Origin of the sequence: Streptomyces sp. ICN903 (assembly GCF_022015835.1) — a bacterium.
GTDB lineage: Bacteria > Actinomycetota > Actinomycetes > Streptomycetales > Streptomycetaceae > Streptomyces > Streptomyces fenghuangensis.
In genome coordinates, this window is record NZ_JAKMAY010000091.1 from 1 (window position 1) to 18,977 (window position 18,977).

General features: G+C 73.3%; 13 protein-coding genes, 1 tRNA gene and 1 pseudogene. 11 read left to right on the plus strand and 4 right to left on the minus strand.

Annotation, left to right across the window (positions count from 1 at the left end; all coding sequences use genetic code 11):
• Positions 1-32: 32 nt before the first annotated feature.
• Complete coding sequence (locus tag L7D48_RS12075) at positions 33-737, minus strand: TetR/AcrR family transcriptional regulator (RefSeq protein WP_237879278.1); 705 nt, start codon at positions 735-737, stop codon at positions 33-35.
• An 86-nt stretch (positions 738-823) separates the two neighbouring features.
• On the opposite strand from L7D48_RS12075, the gene L7D48_RS12080 reads away from it, so the two are divergent.
• The 4 genes from L7D48_RS12080 to L7D48_RS12095 are packed head-to-tail and all read left to right on the plus strand — an operon-like array spanning position 824 to position 6,802.
• Positions 824-2,455: a carboxyl transferase domain-containing protein gene (locus L7D48_RS12080; RefSeq protein WP_237879280.1), complete on the plus strand. Its 1,632-nt coding sequence runs from the start codon at positions 824-826 to the stop codon at positions 2,453-2,455.
• 14 nt (positions 2,456-2,469) lie between these two features.
• A complete protein-coding gene (locus tag L7D48_RS12085; protein WP_237879282.1) occupies positions 2,470-4,611 on the plus strand; it encodes a biotin carboxylase N-terminal domain-containing protein in 2,142 nt (713 codons plus the stop codon).
• Positions 4,608-5,633, plus strand: a complete 1,026-nt coding sequence (locus L7D48_RS12090; RefSeq protein ID WP_237879284.1) for a hydroxymethylglutaryl-CoA lyase — start codon at positions 4,608-4,610, stop codon at positions 5,631-5,633. The genes L7D48_RS12085 and L7D48_RS12090 overlap by 4 nt, the downstream gene beginning before the upstream one ends.
• Positions 5,634-5,638: 5 nt before the next feature.
• Entirely contained in the window at positions 5,639-6,802 is a 1,164-nt protein-coding gene (locus L7D48_RS12095) for an acyl-CoA dehydrogenase family protein (protein ID WP_237879286.1), read from the plus strand.
• A gap of 199 nt (positions 6,803-7,001) precedes the next feature.
• On the opposite strand, the gene L7D48_RS12100 is transcribed toward L7D48_RS12095, so the two are convergent.
• On the minus strand, positions 7,002-9,674 hold the full coding sequence (locus L7D48_RS12100; protein WP_237879288.1) for a SpoIIE family protein phosphatase: 2,673 nt from the start codon (positions 9,672-9,674) through the stop codon (positions 7,002-7,004).
• Between the two features lie 302 nt (positions 9,675-9,976).
• Here L7D48_RS12100 and L7D48_RS29430 point away from each other — a divergent pair.
• From L7D48_RS29430 to glmS, 4 genes and pseudogenes are all read left to right on the plus strand, one after another.
• Positions 9,977-10,561, plus strand: a pseudogene (locus L7D48_RS29430) (N-acetylmuramoyl-L-alanine amidase); the annotation flags it as partial.
• 504 nt (positions 10,562-11,065) lie between these two features.
• Positions 11,066-12,022 (plus strand): DUF4429 domain-containing protein, encoded by a 957-nt coding sequence (locus L7D48_RS12110; protein WP_237879292.1) that lies wholly within the window; start codon positions 11,066-11,068, stop codon positions 12,020-12,022.
• Between the two features lie 130 nt (positions 12,023-12,152).
• Entirely contained in the window at positions 12,153-12,428 is a 276-nt protein-coding gene (locus L7D48_RS12115; protein WP_237879294.1) for a hypothetical protein, read from the plus strand.
• 96 nt (positions 12,429-12,524) lie between these two features.
• A complete protein-coding gene (glmS, locus tag L7D48_RS12120) occupies positions 12,525-14,351 on the plus strand; it encodes a glutamine--fructose-6-phosphate transaminase (isomerizing) (protein ID WP_237879296.1) in 1,827 nt (608 codons plus the stop codon).
• A gap of 254 nt (positions 14,352-14,605) precedes the next feature.
• Here glmS and L7D48_RS12125 read toward each other — a convergent pair whose 3' ends face one another.
• Positions 14,606-15,127 carry a universal stress protein gene (locus tag L7D48_RS12125; protein WP_093849957.1) on the minus strand — a complete coding sequence of 174 codons (522 nt, stop codon included), beginning with the start codon at positions 15,125-15,127 and terminating at the stop codon, positions 14,606-14,608.
• Positions 15,128-15,879: 752 nt separating this feature from the next.
• On the opposite strand from L7D48_RS12125, the gene L7D48_RS12130 reads away from it, so the two are divergent.
• From L7D48_RS12130 to L7D48_RS12140, 3 genes are all read left to right on the plus strand, one after another.
• Positions 15,880-17,154 carry a helix-turn-helix domain-containing protein gene (locus L7D48_RS12130; protein WP_237879297.1) on the plus strand — a complete coding sequence of 425 codons (1,275 nt, stop codon included), beginning with the start codon at positions 15,880-15,882 and terminating at the stop codon, positions 17,152-17,154.
• Between the two features lie 10 nt (positions 17,155-17,164).
• A complete protein-coding gene (orn, locus tag L7D48_RS12135) occupies positions 17,165-17,770 on the plus strand; it encodes an oligoribonuclease (RefSeq protein ID WP_237879299.1) in 606 nt (201 codons plus the stop codon).
• A 140-nt stretch (positions 17,771-17,910) separates the two neighbouring features.
• A tRNA-His gene (locus L7D48_RS12140) sits at positions 17,911-17,983 on the plus strand.
• Between the two features lie 103 nt (positions 17,984-18,086).
• Here the strand turns inward: L7D48_RS12140 and L7D48_RS29300 are convergent.
• Complete coding sequence (locus tag L7D48_RS29300; RefSeq protein WP_279949980.1) at positions 18,087-18,680, minus strand: M23 family metallopeptidase; 594 nt, start codon at positions 18,678-18,680, stop codon at positions 18,087-18,089.
• Positions 18,681-18,977 lie beyond the last annotated feature (297 nt).

Here is an 18,977-nt window from a genome sequence, read left to right on the forward strand (position 1 = left end):
GTACGGCAGGGACAGGGGCCTGGGCCGGGGGCTCAACCCTCGGTGCGCGGCCCGGCGCCCGCCGTACCGCCGTCCACGCGGTACGCGCCGCCCACCGGGCCGCCGGATCCGCCGTCCGGGCCGCCGTCCCCGGCCGCGCCCGCCGCCGCGGCGGCGAAGGCGCCGCGGGCCAGCCGGTGCAGGAGGGCGGCCGCCGCGTCGCGGTCCGGCAGGGAGGAGGGGCGGCTCAGGTGGGGCGTGGAGTTCAGCAGGCCGAAGACGGCGTGGACGGAGGCGCGGGCCTCCTTCTCGGGCAGCTCCGGGTGCACCTGGCGCACGACGCCCACCCACAGCTCCACGTACTGGCGCTGGAGCTGGCGCACCAGCTTGCGGTCGCTGTCGCGCAGCCGGTCCAGCTCGCGGTCGTGGAGGGTGATCAGGGCGCGGTCGTCGAGGGCGAAGTCGATGTGGCGGCCGATGAGCGCGTCCAGCGTCGCTCCCGGCGCGAGGCCGGCCTCGCCGGACTCCGCCAGGCACCTGCGCCCGCCGGAGTACAGCCGTTCGCTGATGCCCACCAGCAGCTCCGCGAGCATCGCGTCCTTGCCCGCGAAGTGGCGGTAGAGGCCGGGGCCGCTGATGCCGACCGCCGCGCCTATCTCGTCCACGCCGACGCCGTGGAACCCGCGCTCGGCGAACAGGCGGGCGGCCTGGCCGAGGATCTGCTCTCGGCGGGTGGGGGCGTCGGTCCTGGTCGTCATAGGGGAATTGTAGACAGCCGGGTTAGCGGGCGTTAACCTGATGGCGAGGTTAACGCTCACTAACCGAGCAAGGGGGCTCGAAGGGCATGCAGCAGGCACCTCCGCTGGTCAGCGCCGTGGATCCGGCGTCAGAGGCGGCGAGGGCGAACGAGGCCGCGCACCGCGAGCTGGCCGCGCGGCTGCGCGAGAAGCTCGCCGCGGCACGGCTGGGCGGCGGCGAGCGGGCACGGGCGCGGCACACCGCGCGCGGCAAACTGCTGCCGCGGGACCGGGTGGACACCCTGCTGGATCCGGGGTCGCCCTTCCTGGAGCTGGCCCCGCTCGCGGCGGACGGGATGTACGACGGACAGGCCCCGGCCGCCGGCGTGATCGCCGGCATCGGGCGGGTGTCGGGCCGCGAGGTGGTCGTCGTCGCCAACGACGCCACGGTCAAGGGCGGCACGTACTACCCGATGACGGTCAAGAAGCACCTGCGCGCGCAGGAGGTGGCCCTGGAGAACCGGCTGCCGTGCGTGTACCTGGTGGATTCGGGCGGCGCCTTCCTGCCCATGCAGGACGAGGTCTTCCCCGACCGCGAGCACTTCGGGCGGATCTTCTACAACCAGGCCCGGATGTCCGGCGCGGGCATCCCGCAGATCGCCGCCGTCCTCGGTTCCTGCACGGCGGGCGGCGCGTACGTGCCGGCGATGAGCGACGAGGCCGTGATCGTGCGCGGCCAGGGCACGATCTTCCTGGGCGGTCCGCCGCTGGTGAAGGCGGCCACCGGCGAGGTCGTCACGGCCGAGGAGCTGGGCGGCGGCGAGGTCCACTCGCGCACCTCCGGGGTGACCGACCACCTCGCCGAGGACGACGCCCACGCCCTGCGCATCGTGCGGCAGATCGTGGCCACCCTCCCCCGCCGCGGCCCACTGCCGTGGCCGGTGGAGCCGGTGGAGGAGCCGAAGGTCGACCCGGCCGGGCTGTACGGCGCGGTCCCGGTGGACTCGCGCACCCCCTACGACGTGCGCGAGGTCATCGCCCGCGTCGTCGACGGCTCCCGGTTCGCGGAGTTCAAGGCCGAGTACGGCACGACGCTGGTGACGGGCTTCGCCCGCATCCACGGCCATCCGGTGGGGATCGTCGCCAACAACGGCATCCTGTTCGCCGAGTCCGCCCAGAAGGGCGCGCACTTCATCGAGCTGTGCGACCAGCGCGGCATACCGCTGGTGTTCCTCCAGAACATCTCCGGCTTCATGGTGGGCCGTCAGTACGAGGCGGGCGGCATCGCCAAGCACGGCGCCAAGATGGTGACGGCCGTGGCCTGCACCCGGGTGCCCAAGCTGACGGTCGTCGTCGGCGGCTCCTACGGCGCGGGCAACTACTCGATGTGCGGCCGGGCGTACTCGCCGCGCTTCATGTGGATGTGGCCCAACGCCAAGATCTCGGTGATGGGCGGCGAGCAGGCCGCCTCGGTGCTGGCCACCGTCAAGCGCGACCAGTTGGAGGCGCGCGGCGAGGAGTGGAGCGCCGAGGAGGAGGAAGCCTTCAAGGCGCCCGTCCGCGAGCAGTACGAGACCCAGGGCAACGCCTACTACGCCACCGCGCGGCTGTGGGACGACGGTGTGATCGACCCGCTGGAGACGCGCACGGTGCTCGGCCTCGCGCTCACCGCGTGCGCGAACGCGCCACTGCCCGAGAAGGACCCCGCGGCGCCCGGCTACGGCGTCTTCCGGATGTGAGGGGGATGCGTTCCATGTTCGACACGGTGCTGGTCGCCAACCGCGGCGAGATCGCCGTCCGCGTCATCCGCACGCTGCGACGGCTGGGCGTGCGCTCGGTCGCCGTCTTCAGCGACGCGGACGCCGACGCCCGGCACGTACGGGAGGCGGACACCGCGGTGCGGATCGGCCCGGCGGTGGCCTCCGAGAGCTATCTGTCGGCCGAGAGGCTGCTGGAGGCCGCCCGGCGCACGGGCGCACAGGCGGTCCACCCCGGCTACGGATTCCTCGCCGAGAACGCCGCCTTCGCCCGCGCGGTGGAGGCGGCCGGGATGGTCTTCGTCGGCCCGCCCGCCGACGCCATCGAGCTGATGGGCGACAAGATCCGCGCCAAGGAGACGGTACGGGCCGCCGGGGTGCCGGTGGTGCCCGGCAGCAGCGGCAGCGGACTGACCGACGCCGAACTGACCGCCGCGGCACTGGAGATCGGCACTCCGGTTCTGCTCAAGCCCTCGGCGGGCGGCGGCGGCAAGGGCATGCGGCTGGTGCGTGACGAGGCGCTGCTGGCCGAGGAGATCGCCGCCGCGCGGCGCGAGGCCCGCGGCGCCTTCGGCGACGACACCCTGCTGGTGGAGCGGTGGATCGACCGGCCCCGGCACATCGAGATCCAGGTCCTGGCCGACGGCCACGGCACCGTGGTCCACCTGGGCGAGCGCGAGTGCAGCCTCCAGCGCCGCCACCAGAAGATCATCGAGGAGGCGCCCAGCCCGCTGCTGGATCCGGCCACCCGCGCCGCGATGGGCGAGGCGGCCGTACGCGCCGCCCGCTCCTGCGGCTACCGGGGCGCCGGCACGGTGGAGTTCATCGTCCCCGGCGGCGATCCGGCCGCCCACTTCTTCATGGAGATGAACACCCGCCTCCAGGTCGAGCACCCGGTGACGGAGCTGATCACCGGCCTGGACCTGGTGGAGTGGCAGCTTCGGGTGGCGGCCGGCGAGCCGCTGGCCTTCGGCCAGGAGGACATCCGCCTGACCGGGCACGCGGTGGAGGCCCGCATCTGCGCGGAGACGGCGCGCGCCACCGGCGGGAAGGTGGACTTCCTGCCCTCGGCCGGCACCGTCCACCTGCTCTCGGAGCCCTCGGGTGAGGGCGTCCGCACGGACTCCGGGCTCGCGCAGGGCACCGAGGTGGGCACCGTCTACGACCCGATGCTCGCCAAGGTGATCGCCCACGGCCCGGACCGGGCCTCCGCACTGCGGCGGCTGCGCTCGGCACTGGCGGAGACGACCGTGCTGGGCGTGGACACCAACACCGCCTTCCTGCGGGCCCTGCTGGCCCACCCGGCGGTGGTCTCCGGCGAGCTGGACACCGGCCTGGTGGACCGCGACGCCGCCTCGCTGCTGCCCTCGGCCGTGCCGGACGAGGTGTACGCGGCGGCGGCGCTGCTGCGGCACGCCGCTCTGGAGCCTTCCGCCGCCTCCTCCGCCACCGGCGGCTCGGCCGGCTGGACGGACCCGTTCTCCGCGCCGACCGGCTGGCGGCTGGGCGGCGAGCCCGCCTGGACGGTTCACCACCTGCGGATACCGGGCCACGAGCCGGTGGCCGTGCGGGTGCGCGGGCGGGCCGACGGCGCCGAGGTCCGTATCGGGGACGCCGAGCCGGTGAGCGCCGCACTGCGGGCGCAGGGCGAAGTGGATTTCGATGGGGGCTCCGGTGAGGGTTCCGGTCGCGCGCTGCTGACCTGGGGCGGGGTGACCCACTCCTTCACCCACGCCCGCTTCGGCGGCAGCCGCTGGCTCGGCCGCGACGGGCAGAGCTGGCACCTGGCCGACCACGACCCGGTCGAGGCGGCGCTGCGGGGCGGCCCGGGCACGCACGGCGCCGACGCGCTGACCGCGCCGATGCCCGGCACGGTCACCGTCGTCAAGGCGGCTGTCGGCGAGGAGGTCACCGCCGGCCAGAGCCTGCTGGTGGTGGAGGCGATGAAGATGGAGCACGTCATCGCCGCCCCCTGCGACGGGGTCGTCACCGAGCTGGACGTCACCGCGGGCAGCACGGTCGCCATGGACCAGGTGCTCGCCGTCGTCGAGCCGAAGGACTCCGCGCCGTCGGAGGGGCCGGAGGAGTCCGGGAAGCCCGGGAAGCCCGGGAACTCCGAGAAGGAGGCCGCGCGATGATCGAGGGTCTGCCCATGGCCGTTCCGGCCGAGGGGCTTCCGGACCGCGTCCGCATCCACGAGGTGGGCGCGCGCGACGGGCTGCAGAACGAGCCCTCGACCGTGCCCGTCGAGGTGAAGGCGGAGTTCATCCGCCGGCTGGCCGGAGCCGGGCTGCGCACCATCGAGGCGACCAGCTTCGTCCACCCCAAGTGGGTGCCCCAACTGGCCGACGCCGAGGAGCTGTTCCCGACCGTGGCCGATCTCGCCGGCCGGGCGGGCGCCGACGCCGTACGGCTGCCGGTGCTCGTGCCCAACGAACGCGGCCTGGAGCGGGCGCTGGCCCTCGGCGTCCGCGAGATCGCCGTCTTCGGCAGTGCCACCGAGTCCTTCGCCAGGGCCAACCTCAACCGCACCGTCGACGAGGCCCTGGCGATGTTCGAGCCGGTGGTCGCCCGCGCCAGGGAGGCGGGCGCCGGGGTACGCGGCTATCTGTCGATGTGCTTCGGCGACCCGTGGGAGGGGCCGGTGCCCATCGCGCAGGTGGCCGGCGTCTGCCGCCGCCTGCTCGACCTCGGCTGCGAGGAGCTGAGCCTGGGCGACACCATCGGCGTGGCCACCCCCGGCCATGTGACCGCCCTGCTGACGGCCCTGAACGACGCGGGCGTGCCCACCGGCCGCCTCGCCGTCCACTTCCACGACACCTACGGCCAGGCCCTGTCCAACACCCTGGCCGCCCTCCGGCACGGCGTCACCACCGTGGACGCCTCCGCCGGCGGACTCGGCGGCTGCCCGTACGCCAGGAGCGCCACGGGCAACCTCGCCACCGAGGATCTGGTGTGGATGCTGCACGGCCTCGGCATCGACACCGGGGTCGACCTCGGCCGCCTCACCGCCACCAGCGTGTGGATGGCCGAGCGGCTGGGCCGGCCCAGCCCGTCCCGCACGGTCCGCGCCCTCTCCGCCCAGCAAGCCCGGGACACCCCCGGCACCCAGGACACCCCCGGCACCCAGGTCTCCAGCGACTCCCACAAGGAGCAGTGACACTCATGTCCCTTGACCACCGCCTCTCCCCCGAGCACGAGGAACTGCGCCGCACCGTCGAGGAGTTCGCTCACGACGTCATCGCGCCGAAGATCGGGGAGTTCTACGAGAACCACGAGTTCCCCTACGAGATCGTCCGCGAGATGGGCCGCATGGGCCTGTTCGGCCTGCCCTTCCCCGAGGAATACGGCGGCATGGGCGGCGACTACCTCGCCCTGTGCCTGGCGCTGGAGGAGCTGGCCCGGGTGGACTCCTCCGTCGCCATCACCCTGGAGGCCGCCGTCTCGCTGGGCGCCATGCCGGTCTACCGCTTCGGCACCGAGGAGCAGAAGCGCCGGTGGCTGCCGAAGCTGTGCTCGGGCGAGATGCTCGGTGCCTTCGGCCTGACCGAGCCCGACTGCGGTTCGGACGCGGGCGGCACCCGCACCACCGCCGTGCGCGACGGCGACGAGTGGGTCATCAACGGCACCAAGTGCTTCATCACCAACTCCGGCACCGACATCACCGGCCTGGTCACCGTCACCGCCGTCACCGGCCGGAAGCCCGACGGCCGCCCGGAGATCTCCTCGATCATCGTCCCCTCCGGCACCCCGGGCTTCACCGTCGCCGCGCCCTACTCCAAGGTCGGCTGGAACGCCTCGGACACCCGCGAGCTGTCCTTCTCCGACGTCCGGGTCCCGGCCGCCAACCTGCTGGGCGAGGAGGGCCGCGGCTACGCCCAGTTCCTGCGCATCCTGGACGAGGGCCGCATCGCCATCTCCGCGCTGGCCACCGGTCTGGCCCAGGGCTGTGTGGACGAGTCGGTGCGGTACGCCGGGGAGCGCCACGCCTTCGGACGTCCCATCGGTGCCAACCAGGCCATCCAGTTCAAGCTGGCCGACATGGAGATGCGTGCCCACACCGCCCGTATCGCCTGGCGGGACGCGGCCTCCCGGCTGCTGGCGGGCGAGCCGTTCAAGAAGGAGGCGGCCATCGCCAAGCTGTACTCCTCGGAGATCGCGGTCACCAACGCCCGCGAGGCCACCCAGATCCACGGCGGCTACGGCTTCATGAACGAGTACCCGGTGGCCCGCATGTGGCGGGACTCGAAGATCCTGGAGATCGGCGAGGGCACCAGCGAGGTCCAGCGCATGCTGATCGCCCGCGAGCTGGGCGTCGCCGCCTCCTGAGCGGGCGCGGGCCGCGCGGGCCGGGGCGGGACGGGTGGACCGGGCAGAGTGGCCCGGCAGGCCGGCGGGGGGCGTCGGCGACGGCGTCCCCACCCCGCCCGGCCCCGCATCTCCGGGCAGGACGGGCCGGTCAGCACGGTCGGCCGGGCCGGTCAGATCCCACCGGGCCGGCCGGCTCCCATCGGACCGGTGGGGCCGGTCAGGCCGGGGGCAGGTGCTGCTCGGCCCAGATGACCTTCCCGGTCCCGGTGTACCGGGTGCCCCAGCGCTCGGAGAGCTGCGCCACCAGGAACAGCCCCCGCCCGCCCTCGTCCGTCGTCGCCGCGCGGCGCAGGTGCGGCGAGGTGCTGCTGGTGTCGGAGACCTCGCAGATCAGGCTCCGCTCCGCCCTGAGCAGCCTGACCCGCACCGGCCCGGTGGCGTGCCGGATGGCGTTGGTGACCAGCTCGCTGAGGACCAGCTCGGTGGTGAAGGCCGCCTCCTCCAGCCCCCAGTCGGCCAGCCGCCGCGCGACCCCCTCCCGTACGGCGGAGACCGCGGCGGGGTCGGAGGGCACGTCCCAGGAGGCCGTCCGGTCCGCGGCCAGGGCCCGGGTACGGGCGACGAGCAGGGCGATGTCGTCGCGCGGGCGCTCGGCCAGCATCGCCCCGGTCACCGCGTCGCAGGTCTCCTCCGGTGAGCGGTCGGCCCCGGCCAGGGCCCGCGCCAGCAGGTCCAGCCCCGCGTCGATGTCACGCGCCCGGTCCTCCACCAGCCCGTCGGTGTACAGCACCAGCCTGCTGCCCTCGGCCAGTTCGATCTCGGCCGACTCGTAGGGCGGCACCCCCAGCCCGAGGGGGGCGCTCACGGGCGTGTCGGGGAACTCCACCGTGCCGTCGGGACGGACGACCGCGGGAGGCGGATGCCCCGCCCGTGCCATGACGCAGCGCCGGGAGGCCGGGTCGTAGATCGCGTACAGGCAGGTGGCGCCCATCATCCCGTGGGTGTCGTCCGGCGTCCCGTCCCCGTCGTCCCCCTCCTGGTCGCTGCGGCTCACCAGTTCGTCGAGGTGCCCGATGATCTCGTCGGGCGGCAGGTCCAGGGCGGAGAAGTTGTGGACGGCGGTCCGCAGCCGCCCCATGGTGGCGGCCGCGTGCAGGCCGTGGCCGACCACGTCGCCGACCACCAGCGCCACCCGGGCGCCGGACAGCGGGATCACGTCGAACCAGTCGCCGCCCACCCCCGAGTGGGCGGGCAGATAGCGGTAGGCGACGTCCAGCGCGTCCTGCTCGGGCAGGGCACGCGGCAGCAGGCTGCGCTGGAGCGCGGCGGCCATGGTGTGCTCACGCGTGTAGCGGCGGGCGTTGTCGACGGCGACCGCGGCCCGGGCGACCAGTTCCTCGGCCAGGGACAGATCGTCGCCGTCGAACGGCTCGGGCTTCTCCGAGCGCCAGAAGGTGACCAGTCCCAGAACGATGCCGCGCGCCCGGAGGGGGGCCGTGATCAGGGAGTGGACGCCCTCCTCCATGATCCCCCGGCTGCGCTCGGGGTCCTGGGCCTGCCAGCCGGGGGCGCCGGTCAGATCGGCCTCCAGGACCGCCCGTCCCGTCCCGTAGCCCTGTGCCTGCGGGGTGGAGGGGGCGAACCTGATGAGGTCTCCCCTGGCGTAGAAGGAGGGAACCTCCCGGATCCCGGCGGCGGCCACACGGCGCATGTCCACCGCCTCGCCGGCGGGCTCCTCGCCCCGCAGCACCGGTTCGGCCAGGTCGACGGTGACGAAGTCGGCCAGCCGGGGCACGGCGGCCTGCGCCAGCGCCTCGGCGGTGCGCACCATGTCCAGGGTGGTGCCGATGCTCGTGCCCGCGTCGTACAGCAGCCGCAGCCTGCGGCCCGCCGCCTCGGCGCGTTCGGAGAGCACCCGCATCTCGGTGGTGTCCCGGAACGTCGCCACGCTGCCCGAAGGCGCTCCGTAGCGGTCCACGGGCTGCTGGTTGACGGCCAGCATCCGCTCCCCGGCCATGTGGACCTCGTCCACGGCCACCCTTCCGGAGGCCAGCAGCCCGTCCAGGGGCGGTGGGAGGCCGAGGTCGGCGACGGGGCGGCCCTCCGCGTCCGGGGGCAGGTCCAGCAGCCGGCGTGCCTCGTCGTTGGCGAGCATCAGCCGACCGTCGGCGCCGGCGATCAGCACACCCTCGCGGACGGCGTGCAGCACGGCGTCGTGGTGTTCGTACATGCGGGTCATCTCGCCGGGTCCCAGACCGCGGGTCTGCCGCAGCAGCCGCCGGCTGACCACCGCCGTGCCCGCCATGGACAGCAGCAGCGCTCCCGCGGAGGCGCCGAAGAGCAGCGGGAACTGGCCTCCGGCGGTGCCCTCGACACTCTCGACGGTGATGCCCGCCGAGACCAGGCCCACGATGTCCCCGTCCGAGTCCCGGACGGGGACCACCGCCTGCACCAGGGGACCGATGGTGCCGACGATCTCCTCGGTGACGACCTCGCCGCGCAGCGCGGGTTCGATGGTGCCGACGAACTTCTTCCCGATCCGGTCCGGTTCGGGGTGGGTGTAGCGGATGCCGTCGGTGTCCGTCACCACGAGGAAGTCCACGCCGGAACGTTCTCTGACGCCTTCGGCGAGCGGCTGGAGCCGCGCGGTGGGGTCGTCGCTCCTGAGCGCCGCGGGGAGGCCGGGCGCCCCGGCGAACCCCTCGGCGACCGCGACCGACCGGTTGCGCGCCTCCCGCGTGCTGTCGTTGCGCGCCTGCGCCACCAGGGCCGCGACGGCCGCGACGACGAGCAGGAGGACGAGGACGGCCTGGAGGACGAAGACCTGGCCCGCCAGACTGCGCACGCCCAGCAGCGAGCCCGGCTGCCGCTTCGGCGGTCGTCTGGTCATCTCCCCGCAGTCCCCGCCCTTCGTTCTCCCGCCCCCGTGCCGCTTTGCCGGTGGACGCCGGGCACCGAGCAGTCGGCGCAGTGAGTCCCGAGATCGGTCGGAAAGTCCGATCACATGCCCATTCTTAACACTGTTCGCCCCTTCGGGTCGAACAGTCCCCACACGCGGACAGGCGAAGCCGCGTCCCCCGGGGAGGACGGCGGGAGGTTTCAAAAAATCTTGGTCACTCCTTCGGACTCACCCGCCGGAGTGGGTAAGGAAAGAGAACAGGCACCTCACCAAAAGTAGTCGGGAGAACACATATGGCTACTCCCATCGGTGCGAGCGCACTCGTCGCCGCGCTCAAGAAGGAGGGGCTCAGGGTCGTCGAGGTCGGCAGCTGGCGCACGCACAACCGCAACCACAAGGGCTCGTGGGGGCCGGTGCACGGTGTGATGGTCCACCACACGGTGACCTCCGGGTCGGCCCGGACGGTCGAGATCTGCCGCAGGGGCTACTCGACGCTCCCGGGCCCGCTGTGCCACGGGGTGATCACCAAGGACGGGCGGGTCCACCTGGTCGGCCACGGACGCGCCAACCACGCGGGCATGGGCGACGACGACGTCCTGCGCGCCGTCATCGCCGAAAGACCCCTCCCCCCGGACAACGAGGCGAACACCGACGGCAACCGCCACTTCTACGGCTTCGAGTGCGAGAACCTCGGCGACGGCCGCGACCCCTGGCCCGCGGCCCAGCTGGACGCCATCGAACGCGCCGCGGCCGCGCTCTGCCGCCACCACGGCTGGAAGGCCGAGTCCGTGATCGGGCACCTCGAGTGGCAGCCCGGCAAGGTCGACCCGCGCGGTTTCTCCATGAACACGATGCGCGCCCGCGTACGCGAGCGCCTGAACCACAGGCCCGGCTGGGACCGGGGCGAGGAGGACGACGTGCCCAAGGTGATCGGCGAATACCAGACCAGTGACATCCGGCTCGCTCCCCGGCGGTGGCAGACCCTGGACATCAAGGGCACCGACATCCTGACCGGTGCGACGCGCTACCAGGTGATGGCGCATCTCACCGCCGCCCTCCCGGCCGGGTCCACGATCCAGGGCCGCTTCTACCACCTGCGGACGGACGGCACCCGCTGGGAGTCCGGGATCATCGAGCGCGCCGGCACCACGGGGAACACCTACGCCGACTTCCACCACTCCGGCAGCATCGCGCGCAGCGAGAAGCTGCGCTTCGAGGCCGCCTACTACCCCGCCGATCCGGACGACGACGCCCCGGTGACCATCGCCACCTCACGTCTGCGCGGCCTCTACTGGGACTGACGGACACCCGGGCCGGCACGCAACGGCACGCGCCGGGGCCGGGGGGCGGGGGTCCGGTCCGGCGGCTGGGACAATCACCGCATGACCGAGATACTCCAGCGGGCGGGGAACTGGACGTTCGACGGCGGCACGGTGCGCATCGTGCCGGGGCACCACAAGAGCGTGCACAGGCTGCGGAGGCTGCTGGGCGAGGTGGCGGTGCCGCTGGAGGCGGTGTCGGGGATCGCGTACGAGCCCGGCCGCAAGGCCGGGCGGCTGAGGCTGCGGCTGCGGCACGGCGCCGATCCGCTCCTCCAGGCCGCCGGCGGACGGCTGCCCGACGCCGCCGACCCGTACAGCCTCGAGGTGGAGCCGGACCGCGCCGGAGTCGCCGAGTACTTCGCGGACGAGCTGCGCAACACCCTGCTGCTGGAGCAGATCCCCGTCGCCGAGCCGTGCGACCGCTATCTGCTGCCCGGTCCGCCGGTGCCGCTGACGGTGCAGGGCACCGACGGTACGGCCTCCTTCGACGGGGACCTGGTGCGGATCGACTGGAACTGGGTGGCCGAGGGGAGCAAGTCCTCCGCCGGACCGCGGACGCTCGCGCTGCACGAGCTGGCGGGTGTGGAGTGGTCCCCGGCGGTCGGACTGGAGAACGGCTTCCTGCGCTTCCGTCCCAAGGGTTCCCATGCCGTCCTCAAGCCCGACCACGATCCGAACTGCCTGGTGCTGTGGGGAGTGCGGCAGGCGAAGGACGTCAGCTCGGTGCTGCTGGCCGCCGCCGTCACCGCCCGGCTGCCGCACCCGTCGGCCCCCGCGTCCGCCCCCGCCCTGCCGCCCTCGGAAGGCCCGCGGCCCGGGGCCGGGACCGAGGCCGGGGCCGGCACCGAGGCCGGGGCCGGGGCCGGTTCCGCGGCCGGGAAGGAATCCGCCCCCGAGGGGGCCGACCACGACGTCCTGCTGCGGCGGCTGCGCGAGCTGGGCGAGCTGCGCCGGGAGGGAGTGCTCACCGAGGAGGAGTTCACCGCGGCCAAGCAGGCCGTACTGCGCCGCTTCTGACGGCGGGAGGGCGGTGAGACGCCGGCATTCGCCCGCTCCGGGCTCCGACTTCCACCCCTTCCGCCTCACTCCTGCCCGATATCGGGCAGATTTCTTGCACAAGAGCGAGCGCGGGCCTCAGTATCTACGAGTGCTCGAACACCCCTCGGCCCATGACGACCTCGTGGACCACCTCGTCCGCTCCACGCCGCTGCGGCGCGGCGAGGCGGCCCGGGTGGTCCTGGACGTCCTGGCGTACTTCGACGAGACCGTCGAGGAGTTCGTGCGCCGCCGCCACCGCGAACTGCAGTCCCGGGGGATGGCGAACCAGGAGATCTTCGAGCGGATCGCGGCCGAGCTGCCGCACCGCGCGGTGGCCCCGCCCGGACTCTCCCTGCGGCAGCTGCGCCGCATCGTCTACGGCTGACGGCCGCCCGCGGCGCAGGCCGCCGCCCGGAAACCGTCCGGAAGCCGGGCGCCCGCGAACCGGGCGCCCGAACCGAACCGAACCTAAGGACCCCGTATGTGCGGAATCGTGGGATACATCGGCGGGCGCGAGGCCGCCCCGCTCCTGCTGGAGGGCCTCCAGCGCCTGGAGTACCGGGGCTACGACTCCGCCGGCATCGCCGTCCACGGCAGCGGCACCGGCCGGGCGGCGGGGCTGCGCACGGTCAAGGCCAAGGGCCGCGTACGCGAGCTGGAGTCGCGCCTGCCCGAGCGTTTCGCGGGCACCACCGGCATCGCCCACACCCGCTGGGCCACCCACGGAGCCCCCAGCGACGAGAACGCCCACCCGCACCGGGACGCCTCCGGCCGGGTGGCCGTCGTCCACAACGGCATCGTCGACAACGCCGAGGAGCTGCGCGCGAGGCTGGCCTCCGAGGGCGTGGAGTTCGCCTCCGAGACCGACACCGAGGTCCTCGCCCACCTCGTCGGCCGCTCGCAGGCCCCGACGCTGGAGGAGCGGGTCCGCGAGGCGCTGCGCCACATCGAGGGCACCTACGGCATCGCCGTCCTGCACGCCGACTTCCCCGACCGCATCGTCGTGGCCCGCAACGGCTCCCCGGTGGTGCTCGGCATCGGCGAGCACGAGATGTTCGTCGCCTCCGACGTGGCCGCCCTGGTCTCCCACACCCGCCAGGTGGTCACCCTGGAGGACGGCGAGATGGCCACCGTCAAGGCCGGCGACTACCGCACCTGCACCACCGAGGGCAGCCGCACCTCCTCCGTCCCCACGACGGTGGAGTGGGAGGCGCAGTCCTACGACATGGGCGGCCACGACACCTACATGCACAAGGAGATCTCCGAGCAGCCCGACGCCGTGGACCGGGTGCTGCGCGGCCGGATCGACGACCGCTTCGCCACCGTCCGCCTCGACGGCCTCAACCTCGACGCCCGCGAGGCACGCGGGGTGCGCCGGGTGAAGATCCTCGGCTGCGGTTCGGCGTACCACGCGGGCCTGATCGGCGCCCAGCTGATCGAGGAGCTGGCCCGGGTGCCCGCCGACGCCGAGCCCGCCAGCGAGTTCCGCTACCGCAACCCGGTGGTGGACCCCGACACCCTCTACATCGCCGTCAGCCAGTCCGGGGAGACCTACGACACCCTGGCCGCCGTCCAGGAGCTGCGGCGCAAGGGCGCGCGGGTGCTGGGCGTGGTCAACGTCGTCGGCTCGGCCATCGCCCGCGAGACCGACGGCGGCGTGTACGTGCACGCCGGGCCGGAAGTGTGCGTGGTGTCCACCAAGTGCTTCACCAACACCGCCGTCGCCTTCGCACTGCTCGCCCTCCACCTCGGCCGCATCCGCGACCTGTCGGTGGCCGACGGCCGGCGGATCATCGACGGTCTGCGCAGGCTGCCCGGCCAGATCGCCGAGATCCTGGAGAAGGAGGAGGAGATCGCGAAGCTGGCGCGGGAGTACGCGGACGCGAGGTCGATGATGTTCGTCGGCCGGGTGCGCGGCTACCCGGTGGCGCGCGAGGCGTCCCTGAAGCTCAAGGAGGTCTCCTACATCCACGCCGAGGCCTACCCGGCCTCCGAGCTCAAGCACGGTCCGCTGGCCCTGATCGAGCCCGCCGTGCCGACCGTGGCGGTGCTGCCCGAGGACGAGCTGCTGGAGAAGAACCGCGCCACGCTGGAGGAGGTCCGGGCCCGCGGCGGCCGAATCCTGGCCGTGGCGCACTCCGGGCAGGAGAAGGCCGAGCACACGATCGTGGTGCCGCGCAACGAGGTGGAGCTGGACCCGATCCTGATGGGCGTCCCGCTCCAGCTCCTCGCCTACCACACGGCCCTGGCCCTGGGCCGGGACATCGACAGGCCGCGCAACCTGGCGAAGTCCGTGACGGTGGAGTAGCCGGCGCGGCGAGCGGCGGAACGCGCGGGCGGTCCCCTCATGCGTGCCACCAAGCGCACGAGGGGACCGCCTCCCTGCGCCGGCGTCGCCCATCACGCCGGCGGCGGGCCGCCGGCACGGGACCGTCACTTCCCGCGCGGCGGCATGATGCTGTCTGTATGCCCGTCACAAGCGCGCAATCCACCTCCGGGCGGGAGTGGATTCACCGACCGCCCCTCGTTCGGGACGAGTTGGGAGGGCTTGCCGGACAGGGCCTAGGGGATGACGACGACCGGGCGCCGCGCGCGGCGGGCGAGGCGGCCCGCGACCGAGCCGAAGAACCGGCCGACGAGGCCGTGCGTGGAGCCCACGACGATGGCGTCGGCCTCGTACTCGCAGCCGACCTCCTCCAGCTCGTGGCAGATGTCGCCGCCGCGTTCGACGAGGATCCAGGGGACCTCGGACAGATGGTCCGCGCAGGCCAGCTCCAGACCCAGCACCTCGGTGCGGTGGTCGGGGACGTCGACGAAGACCGGCGGCTCGCAGCCCGCCCACACGGTCGTCGGAAGCCGGTTGGCGACATGGACGATGATCAGCCCGGAGTCGGAGCGCCTGGCCATGCCGATGGCGTAGGCCAGGGCCCGCTCACTGGAGACCGAGCCGTCGAATCCCACCACGACCCCGTGCCGGAACGCCGGATCGCAGGAGTGGCGTGTCTCGTCCGCCGCCCGGGGCGTCGCCTCCGGATCGGCGAGCCGCTTGCGGTCCGCGGGGTCGGGGATCTCGTGTCCAGCCATCGGTTACGTCACGTGTGCCTAGGAATACGTCCTGGAAGCATGTTCCTCAGCCCATACCCCTGAGGGTACGACGGCACTCCCCCCTTGCCCAGAGGCTGCGGTCACTGCCGGTGCAGCATGCCGGAGCGGCAGGCGTTGCGCAATGCCGGGGCGGCCCCCGCGCCGCCCGGACCTCTCCCCGGGGGCTGCCCCGGGCCTGCCCCGGGGCAGGCTTCCGGCCTCCTTCCACGGGCCCTTCCGACGGGCCCTTCCGACGGACCCTTCCGACAGGCCCCGCACGGTGCCCGCGCCCAGCCGGAGCGGGACCGCCGCGGCCGCGCGGTATGGGGGCGCACAGGGGCGCACGGAAGCAGATGGCGTCTGCCCCTGTCCGCCCCCCGATGTGCGGCGCACGCCCCCAGAGCCCCGGTCGCCGCTTTCTGAGCCCCCGCGCTTTTCGGCCAACTTCCAGCCGTGGTACACAACTTGCCAGAGGCTGACCCCGCACCGCCCACCAGGGCGGGGAGAATCGAGGCGAACAAGTGCACCCCGCGGACAGACGGCCACGGAGCGAGGCGTTCTTCCCAGGGGCGCCGACGAGTGGAACGCTTCGTGATCGAACGCTTCACGCCAAGTTGTCATGTCGACATAGCAGTGAGTGGTGAACTTGTCCCGTCAGCCTCGACAGACACAGTAGATTCGATCTTGGCTAACCACGGCGGGGGAAACGTGCAGGACCGGAAGGACGCGACGACTGAGGGGGGCTTAGTTCCATGAGCCAGGAGCCAACGCACGGCCCTGGGACGACGCGCAAGCTGGCCGCGCGCCGCCGCCGCGAGATCGTCGCCGTACTGCTCTTCGGCGGCGGCCCGATCTTCGAGAGCTCCATCCCGCTGTCCGTCTTCGGCATCGACCGGCAGGACGCCGGCGTCCCCCGCTACCGCCTTCTGGTGTGCGCGGGCGAAGAGGGACCCCTGCGCACCACGGGAGGCCTGGAGTTGACCGCTCCGTACGGCCTGGAGGCGCTCTCCCGGGCGGGCACGATCGTCGTGCCCGCCTGGCGTTCCATCACCCAGCCGCCGCCCTCTGCGGCCCTCGACGCCCTGCGGCGGGCGCACGAGGAGGGGGCGCGGATCATAGGCCTGTGCACGGGCGCGTTCGTGCTCGCCGCGGCGGGGCTGCTCGACGGCCGCCCGGCGACGACGCACTGGATGTACGCGCCGACACTGGCCAAGCGTTACCCGGCGGTCCACGTAGACCCGCGCGAGCTGTTCGTGGACGACGGGGACATCCTCACCTCCGCCGGCACGGCGGCGGGTATCGACCTGTGCCTGCACGTGGTGCGCACCGACCACGGCGCCGAGGCGGCGGGAGCCCTGGCCCGCCGCCTCGTCGTACCGCCCCGGCGCGGCAACGGCGGTCAGGAGCGCTACCTGGACAGGTCTTTACCCGAGGAGATCGGCACCGACCCGCTCGCCGAGGTCGTGGCCTGGGCCCTGGAGCACCTCCATGAGCAGTTCGACGTGGAGACGCTCGCCGCGCGGGCCTACATGAGCCGGCGGACGTTCGACCGCCGGTTCCGCTCGCTGACCGGCAGCGCGCCGCTGCAGTGGCTGATCACCCAGCGGGTGCTCCAGGCGCAGCGGCTGCTGGAGACCTCCGACTACTCGGTCGACGAGGTCGCCGGACGCTGCGGCTTCCGCTCGCCGGTCGCGCTGCGCGGCCACTTCCGGCGGCAGCTCGGCGCCTCGCCGGCGGCGTACCGGGCGGCCTACCGGGCGCGCACCGGCAGACCGGAGGGCGGCGGGGAACGCGCCCCGGAGGCGCGCGCCGACCAGGCCGGGACCGAGTCCACCGCGAACTGCACGGCCCACACCGCGCGCCCGGAGAGAGGAGAAAGAGGGGACAGGGGGGACAGAGGGGATCGGGGAGAGCGCGCCGACCGGACGGAGCGAGGCGTACGGGGCGAGCACGGCAAACCGGATTCCGACACCTACACCCCCCGGCTGCCCTCCCAGCGGGGCCGTACGCCCGGCCGGGCCCCGTAGGCTGGGGCGCATGAACGATCGCATGGTGTGGATCGACTGCGAGATGACCGGGCTCTCGCTGTCCGAAGACGCTCTCATCGAGGTGGCCGCGCTGGTCACCGACTCGGAGCTGAACGTGCTCGGTGACGGGGTGGACATCGTGATCCGCCCGCCCGCCGGGGCGCTGGACACCATGCCCGACGTCGTCCGCGAGATGCACACCGCCTCCGGCCTGCTCGACGAGCTGGCCGGGGGCACCACGCTGGAGGACGCGGAACAGCGGGTCCTGGAGTACGTCAGGAAGTACGTCCCCGAGCCCGGCCGGGCCCCGCTGTGCGGGAACTCCGTCGGGACCGACCGCGGCTTCCTGATGCGCGACATGCCGACACTGGAGGACTACCTCCACTACCGGATCGTCGACGTCTCCTCGGTCAAGGAGCTGGCCCGGCGCTGGTATCCGAAGGCCTACTACAACAGCCCGGAGAAGAGCGGCAACCACCGGGCGCTGGCGGACATCAGGGAGTCCATCGCGGAGCTGCGCTACTACCGCGAGGCGGTCTTCGTCCCCGCGCCCGGTCCGGACTCGGAGACGGCGCGGAGGATCGCGGCCCGGCACGTGCTGCCGGCCCCGGGCTGAGGATCCCCGGCCCCGCGGAGCTCCCCCCGGGGCCACACGGGGCCTCCCGGGGCCACACGGCATAAGGGTGCGCGGGCAGGGCTCGCGACCCTGTACACTCTTATCGGCCGGTGCGGAAAGCACCACGAGCGCCGGTCATGGTGGGTATAGCTCAGCTGGTAGAGCACCTGGTTGTGGTCCAGGATGTCGCGGGTTCGAGTCCCGTTACTCACCCTGAACGATCAAGGCCCGGTCCGCGGCAGCGGACCGGGCCTTCGTCGTTCCCCGGGCCGCGGGAGCGCGACGGGAACCACGCCGCGAAGGGCGCGGCGGGGGGTCACAGCAACTGCACCCCGCGCCGGGCCAGGTAGGCGACGGGGTCGACGTCCGAGCCGTAGCCGCGTTTGCTGCGCACCTCGAAGTGGAGGTGGGGGCCGGTGACCCGGCCCGTGGCCCCCGAGCTGCCCACCGGGCTGCCGGCCTTCACCCGCTCCCCGCCGTTCACCGAGATCCGCGACAGATGCGCGTAGAGGGCGTAGTAGCCGTCGTCCATCCTGACCGTCACCGCCTTCCCGTAGGCGCCGGCCTCGCCGGCGAAGACCACGGAGCCGGCGCCGACCGCGTAGACGGGGGTGCCGACGGGCATCGCGAAGTCGATGCCCGTGTGATGGCCCGCCTGCCAGTTCCCGGGGATCCCGTAGGCGGCCGAGACCCGGTAGTCCCCCACCACCGGCCGGGACCAGCGCCCCAGAGCCGTCTCCTGCCCGGCCGAGAAGGCCACCGGGGCGGCGTCGCCCGGCCGCCCTCCCCCGGCTCCCGCGGTTCTTCCCGCCAGGAACGGAACGCTTCCCAGCGCCGCCAGCGCCGCGCCGCGCAGCACCAGTCCACGCCGGTCCGGCGTCCACTGCCGACGTCCACCCTGTCCAGCCATCGCTTCGACCTCCCATTCGGCGGTGCCATAGATGTGAGGACACGTCAGCCCGGGCCTTCTCGCATCTTCGCGGCCGCTCCCGAGGCCGCCGAACGGCGTAGCACCGACCGGGCCCGGGTGCGTGAACCCGCTTGTCCACGGGCGCGGTTGCGGTCCCGGGCGGCCCGTCGGGCGACAATCCCCGTACAGGTGAATGGACTAAACCACCCGGCAGGCGCCACCGTCGGCCGCCCGTCTGGCACACGGTCACCTCCCGGCCCCGCCGGGCCGGGAGAGGGCGGGGGGCGGCGAAGGACG